Origin of the sequence: Photorhabdus stackebrandtii (assembly GCF_011189495.1) — a bacterium.
Classification (GTDB): Bacteria; Pseudomonadota; Gammaproteobacteria; order Enterobacterales; family Enterobacteriaceae; genus Photorhabdus; species Photorhabdus khanii.
Genome location: NZ_PUJV01000006.1, coordinates 1 through 12,235 on the forward strand (window position 1 = coordinate 1; position 12,235 = coordinate 12,235).

At 36.4% G+C, this 12,235-nt stretch carries 11 protein-coding genes; 10 read left to right on the top strand and 1 reads right to left on the bottom strand.

All coding sequences use genetic code 11. The annotated features are described in order from the left end of the window. Nucleotides 1–516: 516 nt before the first annotated feature. A complete protein-coding gene (locus C5470_RS06590) occupies nucleotides 517–1,461 on the bottom strand; it encodes a fucose-binding lectin II (RefSeq protein WP_166286992.1) in 945 nt (314 codons plus the stop codon). Nucleotides 1,462–1,878: 417 nt separating this feature from the next. On the opposite strand from C5470_RS06590, the gene C5470_RS06595 reads away from it, so the two are divergent. The 10 genes from C5470_RS06595 to C5470_RS06635 all read left to right on the top strand — a co-directional run bounded on the left by C5470_RS06595 (nucleotide 1,879) and on the right by C5470_RS06635 (nucleotide 12,218). Then, nucleotides 1,879–3,084 carry an MFS transporter gene (locus tag C5470_RS06595; RefSeq protein ID WP_166286994.1) on the top strand — a complete coding sequence of 402 codons (1,206 nt, stop codon included), beginning with the start codon at nucleotides 1,879–1,881 and terminating at the stop codon, nucleotides 3,082–3,084. Nucleotides 3,085–3,350: 266 nt separating this feature from the next. Then, nucleotides 3,351–3,785 (top strand): hypothetical protein, encoded by a 435-nt coding sequence (locus C5470_RS06600; RefSeq protein WP_166286996.1) that lies wholly within the window; start codon nucleotides 3,351–3,353, stop codon nucleotides 3,783–3,785. A 796-nt stretch (nucleotides 3,786–4,581) separates the two neighbouring features. Continuing rightward, the gene (locus C5470_RS06605; RefSeq protein ID WP_166286998.1) at nucleotides 4,582–5,580 is read left to right on the top strand and encodes an alpha/beta hydrolase family protein; all 999 of its coding nucleotides are present in this window, start codon (nucleotides 4,582–4,584) and stop codon (nucleotides 5,578–5,580) included. A gap of 562 nt (nucleotides 5,581–6,142) precedes the next feature. Continuing rightward, nucleotides 6,143–6,361: an RES family NAD+ phosphorylase gene (locus C5470_RS23585; RefSeq protein ID WP_422631054.1), complete on the top strand. Its 219-nt coding sequence runs from the start codon at nucleotides 6,143–6,145 to the stop codon at nucleotides 6,359–6,361. A 367-nt stretch (nucleotides 6,362–6,728) separates the two neighbouring features. After that, nucleotides 6,729–7,505 (top strand): SDR family oxidoreductase, encoded by a 777-nt coding sequence (locus C5470_RS06610; RefSeq protein ID WP_132356073.1) that lies wholly within the window; start codon nucleotides 6,729–6,731, stop codon nucleotides 7,503–7,505. Nucleotides 7,506–7,507: 2 nt separating this feature from the next. After that, nucleotides 7,508–8,221, top strand: a complete 714-nt coding sequence (locus tag C5470_RS06615) for a 4'-phosphopantetheinyl transferase family protein (protein WP_166287000.1) — start codon at nucleotides 7,508–7,510, stop codon at nucleotides 8,219–8,221. Next, complete coding sequence (locus C5470_RS06620) at nucleotides 8,214–9,041, top strand: cyclase family protein (protein ID WP_036844650.1); 828 nt, start codon at nucleotides 8,214–8,216, stop codon at nucleotides 9,039–9,041. Before C5470_RS06615 ends, C5470_RS06620 begins: the two co-directional genes overlap by 8 nt. A 494-nt stretch (nucleotides 9,042–9,535) precedes the next feature. Then, nucleotides 9,536–10,834, top strand: a complete 1,299-nt coding sequence (locus tag C5470_RS06625) for a beta-ketoacyl-[acyl-carrier-protein] synthase family protein (RefSeq protein ID WP_081738180.1) — start codon at nucleotides 9,536–9,538, stop codon at nucleotides 10,832–10,834. Next, nucleotides 10,827–11,936 (top strand): beta-ketoacyl synthase N-terminal-like domain-containing protein, encoded by a 1,110-nt coding sequence (locus C5470_RS06630; RefSeq protein ID WP_036844644.1) that lies wholly within the window; start codon nucleotides 10,827–10,829, stop codon nucleotides 11,934–11,936. Before C5470_RS06625 ends, C5470_RS06630 begins: the two co-directional genes overlap by 8 nt. Nucleotides 11,937–11,969: 33 nt before the next feature. Continuing rightward, complete coding sequence (locus C5470_RS06635; RefSeq protein ID WP_166287002.1) at nucleotides 11,970–12,218, top strand: acyl carrier protein; 249 nt, start codon at nucleotides 11,970–11,972, stop codon at nucleotides 12,216–12,218. Nucleotides 12,219–12,235 lie beyond the last annotated feature (17 nt).

The window sequence follows — 12,235 nt, forward strand, 5'->3', positions numbered from 1 at the left end:
TGGTAAACCGATTAAATAATCGCCCCCGGAAAACACGGGGTGGGAAAACACCGAATGAATTATTTAAGGGAATACGAACATGTTTACTTCCAGATTAACGATGTTGCACTTATTATGTGAATCTACCTATTATTCAAATCTACTGTTTTTGTTTTAATTTCACCATGTTGATTTTATGTCTGGTGTTACAAGATGATTTGCGTTTCTGATATTAATTACATTGATGGCTTATAGGCAAGATTATATGTTAATAAATTATTGATTGATTTAATTAGGTTGTTTTTTTGCGAAAATATAAATATATGCTAAGTGACAAGATTTATATCTCTTAAATAATGTCTGGAACACTATTTTATATTTTCATTGGCGTTTTATTAGATGTGTTTTTATTTGTGAGATAATGCTGTAATATATTAATTATGCTCGCGATATAACAAAAAAGCGGCGTAATGCCGCTTCAATTTATTGATGAAACTTATCGTTGCCAATAATGTCATTAATTAAAAAATATTTAATTCACAACAACGGCCAGTGTAATATTACTATGCTGTTATTGTAGTTATTATTAGTACCATTTTCAGCACCAATAATGATTGCTCCTGGTTTCCCTTCAAGTGTGTTATAGGAATAACGGAGTTTACATGGTTTGCCATTTCCTTCAATTTCAATACAGATGTTGCCTGTACCTGATGTATAGGATTTGGTAGTTGTTCCTTTGCCGGTTAATGTATCTATCGGAAGGCCATCAATATACACTTTTATAGTTTGCTGATGAGTGCCCGTATTATTGTAAGCTGTCAGGCCAAATCGGATACTTTGAGGTAACTGGAAGCAATATTTACCGGTGTCATTGGTACCGCATTCTCCGCCACAATTGGAGGGTTTGTCAGGAGCACAAGGATCATTGACCTTTTCCATTTTCCACAGGCCTGTGTGGGGCAAACGCGGAGTCGATCCAGAAGTAAACACCTGATATTTCGAATTTGGGAAGGTGGCATAGTTACAGGTATCAAGAAAACCTCTTTTATCATATCGATTAAAAAGAGCGAAAATACCTTCGTCTGTAATTTTTCCATCCTGAGAAACGTTTTGCTGATTAATAGACCATAACATTGCCGCTTTGGAGTGGAGCTTGATATCTGATGTATTAACCCGATAGATTTCCGTTGGTGCTTCATTGCCAGCGTCACCATAGCATGTTAAGTAACTACCATTACATTGATAAAGATTGTGAAGTAAAATAACATTGTTATTAATTATTTCACTGCCGATAGGTTTTCCCGTTCCTGACTCTATTCGCCATATTCCTCCTGGATTAGAAAAAGAGGGAATTACTGTGACCACGTTATGTTTGGCACCGGGTCGATCATCATTATGATATACACTGAGATATCCACCATCCCAGTTTTGAAAGCTATTCAATATTTTTACTGTATCGCCATATCTAAGTATATTATCCATACTTTCTCCAGAAAGTTTGTCACTTATTTCTAACAGTTGATATGTTTCTCGAAATTATCCGTGCCTGTTTCATGATCCTTTTAGTTGTTTCCGGATTCGGCTATCAGAACAAACAGGATGTCTCACCTTTTCTATGGTTTTTGATGGGAATGATATTCAGAGATAAATTCCTGCCGATTGAGTATCAATACTAATGACGGCCGTATAAAGGCAGAGCATTTGTTACTTGCTTCTAACAATGAATAGGCCGCTAAAATTGTCGTTGTTTGATTATTCTGTTTTGTAATCTTCGGCTTTGTTTCAGAAGTTTGGTCACATTAAGGACTCACTGCAATGATACACGGCGCTTTTTTTTAATTTGTACGTGAGGTAAGCTGCTCATTACATAGATGAAATTTACACCAACTGGAATTCATAATGTCAAAGTTAATTGGAAATAATCAGATAGTTATTATTGCGATAGTTGTCGCATTAGTTCAGTTTATTAATGCGTTGGAGTACATGATGGTGACTCCGCTTTTTGTGTATATGTGTGATGATTTTCACATGCCTGTGACTATGGCGGGAGTGATTGCCGGTACTTATGTTCTCGCCTCAGTCTTTTCTGGTTTGGCATCCTTTTTCTTTCTCGATCGCTTTAATAAAAGAAAGGTTCTCATTTTAAACACGTTACTTCTCGGTCTGATTACTTTCCTGACAATTTTTTCCTCAGAGCCATACCAACTTATTCTGCTGCGTATGGTTGCTGGTCTATTTGGTGGTGTGACATTGGGGGTAGGAATTGGGATCTTACTGAATAATTCTCCGGAAAATATGCGGGGAAGGGTACTGGGGATTGCGTTTTCGTCTTTTTCATTCGTGAGTATTTTAGGTATGCCGCTGTGTTTATATTTGGCGACGAGTTTTACTTGGGAAATTCCTTTTTTATTGATTGTTATTTTATGCATCGTGAGTTTACCTCTGATCCTCTACTGTATTCCAGGCGCTGAGAAGATAAAGAATAGCCAGAATAAAATTGTGCTGACAAAAAAAATAGCATTGGCTGGGTTAGCAAGTGGTGTCAGTAACTTTAGTCCCTTCATGCTGATTCCGATACTTGTTCCGCTATTAACCGATGTATTTTATGTTCCGCAAGAGCGGGTTTCACTGGTATTCTTTATTGGTGGTCTGGCTTCCTGGTTGGGAACTTATTTAACCGGAAAGCTTTGTGATAAATATCCTCCTCAGAAAATTACCATCGCGGCGGCGGCTTTATTTATTGTTAATATTCTTCTGGGATTGATGGGGAAAATGAATGGATATATATTCTTTGCTCTTTTTATGTTCGCGACTTATGTGCAGGTTATGGCGGCCAACGTGCTCGCTTCTTATGCTTCGACGCCTGAGAATCGTGCAGGTTTTGGTGCTCTTCAGATGGCGTTATCCAATCTGGGCGCCGGTGTTGTGTTCTTTTTCTCCTCCATCTTTTTAAACGGTAAAGCGATTACTGCTGAGAGCGTACAGCCTATTTTCATATTGTCTATGGTTAGCGCTCTAATATTACCTATATATGTAAGAAAATTAGCTCAAGTGTTGAAAAGAGATGCTAAGAGTTTAATGAATAACTCTTACAGTAATAGTTAAAGGAAAACAACGATAAATATGTGATCTAGCCTTAATGGTAAAATAGCAGTTTTGAGCTATATTTAAGTTTAAGGCTAATCATTGATATAAGATCATTGACGTGATTAATAAAAATGGAATTTTGTTGAAAGTATAATGTCACTGGAGGAAATTATCATTAGAGAATAATTTGGGCCAATGCTGGGTGAGAGTGTGCGAAAGGATGAAGCTAGTAGAAATCCTATCATGATTATTATTGAACTTATTAATTAACATAGGTGAATAAAATGGAAAAGAAATTAATTGACACTAGGAACAAACCAGCTGTCAATATTATTGCGGGAGTGACAAATATTAAATCAATTTATAATAAAACGCCTTGCATATTTGTCATTGAGCATGGATATATTGCCAGAAAAAAATTTTCTGTGGATAAGATGTCTGAATGGCATGGTGATTTATGGGCTCCCTGGATAGGTGATAAGTATGAGCCGAATAAGGCAATTCATCTCTATACTGGAAGAGAATGTAAATCTGAAATTGATGTTTGGATATTTCAGGATTATTGGAATCCACCAAATGAAAATGCTGTTAAGTATTCTCTAAATAGAGCATTCAATTATGATGATGCATTAGAGATCCCTGGCAGTAATCGAGGTGGAGGTAATAAGGTGCTGACTTTAGAACTTAATGATAATAATATTGACCTGAAAATGATATAGCATCTAATTATAAGATATTGAATATATCGGATAAGGTATTGTGTCCATATACATTCGTTGGAACAAAAATATTTCTCCGCGTGTTGTTTAGTATCTTTAATTTTCCTGCTGATGATCCCGATCATTGATTATCAGGCAGGCTTCTGTTCGAGTAAACGGTTATATCATCAAAATACCGATACGCGTAGAAATCATTTTACTGTCTTAAATAACCTATTCCATTAAGCCGTTCCATTTATTCTTCTTTGTAATAAAGAACGAATCTGGGCAAAAAATGGGGGAAATAAATGATTCCTCGTGTGTAGCGTATACATGAATGCGTATTCATTATATATGATGTATGACAAAAATAACCTGCACAAAACATACTTATTTGTACAGATTATTATATATAAAACTCGACACATTGGATGAAAAACGTGGTCGTTATCTCACAGGTTATCAATTGAAATCTATAGTATTCGCCATTCGGTAATTGTTGATGGGTAAATCACCATTGGAACAATTGCTGCGACAACTGGCGGAATAACAAAAAGACGGCGTCATCTCCCTGGCATTACTTATGGAAATTGATTCCCGTTTTGGTCAATTACTTAATCGTTATTATTTGTTGCAGAGATAAGGATGGGAGTTTGAATTGTTGGGCATATCTGATATTTTGGCATTGTGGATGAAATAAGTAATGGAGACGATTAAGGGTGGTGGAAGAAATGACTATTTGGTAATTTGAGGTTTAGCCATACCGGGCTTGGTTATAGCGTTTATTATCTTAATCTTTGGTTTTTCTGGAGTAAAAATGAAATTATTTCTTACTTTGTCTATTTTGTTGATTTTTGGCGGATGTAATATCTCCGTTTGTGCAGAGGAATACTTAAATGCAGGATTTAAGCGGTTTGTCGTTCTTGATCCCGTGAACCATCATCCGATGGAGGTTACTTATTTTTATCCCAGTTCAACACAAGGAAAAGGAATAAGCTCTGTTGGGTCTGTCGATATTTTAGCAATTAGTTCGGCTAAAATTACGTCAGGTCGATACCCTCTTGTTGTTATTTCCCATGGTAATTTAGGAAGCTTGTGGGGACATCATGACCTTGCCAGTTATCTTGCTAAAAGAGGCTACATTGTTATGACTCTTACACATCCAGGAGATAATTATAAAGATGCATCCGGTATTGGGGCCACGAGTACCATTTATGGTCGCCCTCTACAAGTCTCTGCCGCCATCACAGCCGCTTTAGCAGAGCCATTCTTAGCACCCTATATAAACAGTGACCAAATTGGCTTTGTTGGATTCTCGGCAGGTGGGGGAACGGGGCTGTTTCTTGCAGGCGCACGAGCGGATTTTCAACGCCTTGAGGAATATTGCTCGTCTAGATTAGATGACGATGTTTGTGAAAGTGAAGGAAAGATCAGAAATGATCGTCCTGATATTTTGCCTAAGTCTGATCCCCGTATCAGTGCATTTGTTTTGATGGCACCATTAAGTGTCTTTTTTTCGACTGAATCAGTAAAAAATATCCATGCTCCAATTTTTCTTTATGTTGGAGAGAAAGATCATCAGCTTGATAATGAATATAATTCAATCGCGCTTACCCGCGAGTTGCCATCATCACCTGAATTTAGAATGATTCCTGGGGCCGGTCATTTTGTCTTTCTTGCACCATGTTCTATTAATCGGACTAAAGATGCGCCAGAATTGTGCCAAGATCCACCAGGTATTGATCGGCACGTTGTTCACCAAATAATTAATGCTGATATTGCTAAATTTTTAGACGTACAGTTAAAGGGGAAGTAGTGTTCATCTCTTATTACCCAACCAAGAATGAGCGAAATTATTAATAGTAAGCTGGAAAACTACACTATTGGTAAATTATTCAATATGCTAAGTCGGCTCGGTTGGAATTTTGAATCTAGTTATAATGAAGGAGTGGTTATTGTTTCTGTCAATTAAATAATAAAAATCACATAGATTAAGAAACTGAGTATTTGTCATCGAAATAAAAGCTGAAGTATTTTGATGGGAAATCTTGTCAGGTTAATGACTTTCATAAAAATCCCGCTGAAAAAACAGTGGGGTTTTCTATGCCTGCTGACTATATTTTATATAGTCAGCAGGCTATGTTTTTACAGAGGCACTATAATCGGTAAGCGATCAACTTTAGCGCATTGTTGGTTTTAATGCGAGCAGTGGGCCGAATCTTGTCTCTCAACTCAGAAAAGGGTTACCAACGTCTGTGGAACGAGAGAGTTATACCCGTTATCTTTCAAGTTGCCTCTTTGTTGGCTGCACTCGCTCACCCCGGTCACATAGTTAGCTATGCTCCCGGGGATTCGCTCCCTTGCCGTCGCGATGCATCTTGAAATCTATAGGGTATATACCTGATGATACTCGGACGCTGGGGTATAATTGGCTGAATTCCGGCGATTCTGTAGGTCTTATTGTACCTTCCGTTGTCGTTTCGCAAGAGAATAACCTACTTGTTAATCCGCAGCATCCTGGTTTTCGACCTTTCTTAAATAGTGTGATTATCACTAACCATTTATTTGATCCTCGATTAAATAACATTTCTAAGTAGTGCCTCCCCTAATTTTTTATCTTTTATAACCAATACTTATATGCGGGATATTGGTTTGCATCACCTGTTTTTTAGATTAAATGGTTATATTCCTATGAATATAAGTATTAATTAATAGTGAAACATAACTCTAAAAGACTATTTTTTTAAAAAACATGATGGCTTTATATAGTGATGTTATAAAATACAATGATATTATAAGTTGTTGTAAATGTAACATTAATATATTATTTATCTAAATGAGGTATTATGAATATTTTTTGTTAATGCTGACAGAAATTGTCACTAATCTATGAATAATACATGTAAGCGGTAGTCGTAGTTTCTGTAAATAAAAACAATACAAATAACGATAGGAATAATTCAGATGAAATATGCCTTTATTACTGGTGCGACAGGAGATATTGGTTTCGCAATTACAGAAAAACTCTCTGAGGATGGTTTTGAGCCAATATTATTATCACGCACGCCTGATCGTCTCGATAATGCAATTAGTAAGCTACGTAATAAATATGGTAATCAATTTGCAAAAAAAATAGTTTGTGATGTTTCTGATCATGAAGATGTCAACAAAGCTTTTGATCAACTTGAGCTTGAAAATAATAAGCTGTCCGTACTAGTGAATTGTGCAGGTATTTCCGGTGGTGGAATTACCGCTGAAATAAGTCCTCAAACTTGGCAAAATGTAATAAACGTTAATTTAAATGGCACTTACTTTGTCATACATGAAGTTCTGACAAGAAAGCTAATGCTATCGGGTGGAAGAATTATCAATATTGCATCAACCGGCGGTAAGCAAGGTGTTATTTATGGTACGCCATATTCCGCCTCTAAACATGGTGTTGTCGGTCTTACCAAATCCTTGGGGCTTGAATTAGCGCGTAATGGTTCAGGCGTCACCGTTAATGCAGTTTGCCCTGGGTTTGTTGAAAGCGACATGGCCGTGCGTGTCAGAGAACATTACGCCAAGATTTGGGGTACTGATAAAGAAGAAACGAAAAGAAGAGTAGAAGAACGTGTTCCTATCGGAAGATATGTTGAACCTAATGAAGTTGCTGAAATGGTTTCTTATCTCGCATCTCCGCTCGCTGGGGCTGTAACCGCTCAGGCGCTTAATGTGTGTGGTGGATTAGGTAATTACTAATCATGGGAAATATCTCTTTATCATCTGATTTTTTTGATCTTTGGATTGTAAAAATTGATGATATTGATTTAGCGTCTATTGAGCAGTTAGTTTATGGTTATGATATTGCTCGCTATAATCAGATCTGTTTAGCGGATAGAGGAAAAAAGTTTATATTTAGAAGGGTTGCATTGCGTTATGTTTTAAATCAATATCTATCGGATTATGAAATAATAACGAATGATAACGGAAAACCTTATATATCCACGGAGAAAGACTTCAAATACTATTTTTCACTGAGTGCCTCAGGAAACTATTGTGCTATTGGCCTTAGTTCAAGAGAGATGGGTGTTGATATTGAAGTCACTCCTTCTAAGATAAAAATCTCAGAAATTGTTGAGTATTTTATTAAGGATGAAAAACTGGAATATATGAAAGGTATCATGTTAAAACAATCATTAGGTGTCAGCCCCGGGTTTAAAAATTATTATTGTTTAATATCATTATATTATTGGGTTAGACTTGAAGCATATATTAAATTATTTGCTTCGACTTTGCATGAAGAGCTATTGGTTAATAGTGCTGTTTCTGTGAAAAATATGAGAGAACTGGAGGAAAGTACATTGCTAATTCATCATCAGGAATTTGTTTGTGCTTTGTCTCAAAAGAAGATAATTCCCACTCCGAATATTAAGAGAATAAATTACTCTGAAATTATAAGGAACAAAGATGGATAATATTATTGATTTAAGTGTTCCTATAGATAGTGATTTTTGGGAGCCTGAAAAAGTCACGAGGGAAATAGTCGATCATAAAGAAGGTGCCAATAAATTAGGTGAGAGTTATTTGTATTTCCATACCAGTTCATGGTGGAAAAGAGTCTTTATAAAACTCTTCAAACGCAAAAAGTGGATAATTGATCATCGTGATTTCCCTGATGATATGGGATTATCACTTATGTATTATCGACTGACAACTCATACCGGAACGCATATTGATGCACCTTATCACTATGGGTGGCGTAAAGGGCAAAAGCAGCCGGCAACAATTACCGATATTCCTTTAGACTGGTTTTATAGTTATGGTGTATTACTTGATTTTAGCCAAAATGATCAATTAATTGATAAACAGGCGATAGAAAACCAGTTAAAGAAAATCAATTATAAAATAAAAGAAAATGATATTGTTCTTATAAGTACTGGCGCTGATAAATTAGTAGGTTCAAAATCCTATTTTACTCACTATAGAGCTATTGAAAGCAGTGCTGTTCAATGGTTAGTAGAGCAAGGCGTAAAGATTATTGGAACAGATGCATTCAGTTTTGATCGGCCCTTTATAGCGATGATTAACGATTATAAAAAGACGGGGAATAAAGCTTGCTTATGGCCTTCTCATTTTATCGGACGGGATCATCCTTATTTGCAAATAGAACGACTCTGTAATTTAAACAGTATCCCTAAACCTTATGGATTTAAAGTGTGTTGTTTTCCAATAAAATTAGAGAAAGCGGATGCTTCATGGAGTCGAGTTGTTGCAATATTTGATAATAATGTATAACTGACTGATAAAACTGAATGCGTTGTGAGTATATTATAAAGAAGCGGAAAATAGATTATCTTTGCTGTGTTTTATTGTGATCAGCTATATCAGCTTTATTGTAATAAATTTGTCATCTCCTTTCTGGATGGTTTTTGAGGATAAATTTAGCGATTAAGAAAAAGGCTGGATTATTCTACATAAAGATCGAATGGAGTTAACTCAATTTGGTTTAATCTGGGGTATTCATGCCATTCTTGTATGTTTGGCAGATGGGAAGTCGGTGAGAGAAGCAAATTGATATGTAAGTTGGGCCTGGTGCTCATTTTCAAGAGTTTTGGTTAGGAGATAAAGAACAAATATATATATATGACAAATATTAATTTAAAGCTAATCAAAGTAGTTTGAGATAACTACTTTCAGATAGGGATTTTCTTAAATAAAAATGGGTAAATTTTATGTGAATAAAACTTACCTGAATAAGTCTGTATTCTATTTCTATCGAGATAACTATTGTGATAATAAATAACAGAAATGAATCTCAAGCGCAGAGAGTGGTGGTGACAGGGTTAGGTGTTATTTCGCCTGCGGGTATTGGCGTTAATGAATTTTGGGACAATATTCATAACGGGAAATCGGGGATCAGTGAATATGAATGGGGAAGAAATAGATTCGGATTCAAAAGCGGAGCTATAGGAAAAGTTTGCGATACCGATGCTGATGTCGATAACAATAACAAAGAGTTTGTTTTGCAAAGTGAGCATAAATATCTGCAATTTGCTTTGGATGCGTCCGAGATGGCAATGCAAGATGCAAAGTTAATGTCTTCAGAAATTGACACTAAACGTTTTGGTGTTGCAATAGCAACCGCTATTGCTGATGCTGCTGGAATGGAAGAGTGTTTGCTCAGAATTACCAATGGAGGCAAAGAAGAGATCAGCCCTGATTTAATTCAACAAGAGGATTACGATAGCTTTGATTTCAGCTCTGCGGCAACCTCTGTGGCGAAAAAATATGGTGCATCCATGTCGGTGAGTAATATATCAACGGGATGTGCGGCAGGACTTGATGCTTTAGGTATTGCTCTTGAGCATATCCGTAATGGAAGAGCGGATGTCATGCTGGCTGGCGCAAGTGAAGCTCCGCTTTGTCCGCTGTCTATTGGCTCTTTTGAGGCCTTAGGGGCGTTGTCATCAAGAGAGTTGGAAAATCAGCAATCGGCAACTTGTCCTTTTTCTCTTGAACGTGATGGATTTGTTATTGCAGAAGGGTGTGGAATATTAGTTTTAGAGTCTTATGAACATGCAAAGAAGCGTGGAGCACATATCTATGCTGAATTAGTGGGGTATGCATCAGTCAATAATGCTTATCATATGACGGATTTGCCCGCTGATGGATTGGCAATGGCACGATGCATTGATATGGCATTGAAAGATGCCAAGGTTGCCCCATCAGCAGTAAATTATATTAGTGCGCATGGAAGTTCTACGGCTCAAAATGATATTAATGAATCAAATGCAATTAAATTTATTTTGGGGGAAAAAGCATTTGATATTCCAATTAACTCATTAAAGTCAATGACAGGTCATGCTTTAGCTGCCGCTAATGCGATAGAATCTGTTGCATTATGCCTGGAAATAGAAAGGCAATATGTTCACCCAACAATTAATTATCAAACCCCGGATCCTGATTGCGATTTAGATTATATCCCTAATCAAGGTTGCGCATATCCGATTGACACCGCGTTAAAATTATCCAGTGGTTTTTCCGGTATTCACAGTGTTATTGTTATGAGGGCAGTTAACAATGCGTAGAAGAGTTGTTGTTACCGGTGTTGGTGCAATACATCCTGATGGCAAGGATGTTACATCCATCAAGTCAAATTTGATTCAGAAACTATTGGGTCAAAATTCAATAAATAATATGGACTCAAACCCTGTAATAAGGACATTGAGTGATCCCGATGAAAAAAAATATATCAATAATCGCTTAAAGCGCAAAATTGATGACTTTTCTATTTATGGCATCGTCGCCGTCGAGATGGCATTAAAAGAGAGTAAATTAGATTTAGACAAGATTGATCCTAATCGCGTCGGGATATATGTTGGAAATTGCTTTGGTGGATGGAAACATATTGAAGATGAAGTTAAAGCGCTCCATATTGAAGGAATTCAGGGAATGGGGCCTTATGTCGCTACGGCATGGTTTCCTGCTGCACTCCAGGGGCAATTATCACTTCTTTATGGTTTTAGTGCACAATCTAAAACGTTTTCTACATCGGATGTAGCGGGAATACAAGCAATAGGCTATGCGGCTGAAGCTATTTCTAATGGTGTCGCGGAAGTTATGTTATGTGGTGCGTCAGAACATCTTTCGAGCCCATTAGTTAAAAATTTACTGGAGCAGAGATCAACGCAGAGAAACTCTGAAATATTTGGCAAGAAATTACCCGAAAACTTCTCGGAAGGTGCTGCATTTATGGTTATAGAAGAAATGCAGCACGCTTTAGAACGTGGCGCTTCGATATTGTGTGAATTAACCGGCTTTATTGATTATTTTTCACCTGATAAAAATACAAGAAGTGACACCTTGGAATATACTGCTGAACTATTCAGCCATAATGAGAATTCTGCATTTATTATGGACGGAATATATGATGACGAAAAGGAAATGACGAGTAAAGTATTTTTAGATAAAGATATAAAAACATCTTTTTTAAATCTGAGACCTTATTTAAATAATCAATTTTCGGTCAGTGGTGTGATTGATTCAGTCCTGGCTTCATCATTCTTGTCAGAAAATAATGGAGAACAGCAGCCTATTACAATAAATGAACTTTCAAATACTAATCAAATAGTCATTCAGCGTCTCAGTAACAAAGGTCATGTATGTGCGTTGAGTTTTTCAGCTATTTAATCTCTAAAATATTTAAATATTCGGGTGAAATATATGAGTAACAATACAGAAATAAAAATAAAAACTATTTTATCATCTTTTGTTAATATTAATTTTGATGATTTCAATATGGATGCAGATCTTGCTCAAGCTTATGATATGGATTCCACGGAATTAGCTGATTTAGCAAAAGAAATTGGGAAAGAATTTGGTATTTCTGTGACCAAAAGTCAATTCGGTAATTGGGAAACAGGAAGAGCTGTTCTTGATTTCGTCTCAGCAAATTTAAGTGATAAAAATTAACTGTTGATCAAAGGGAA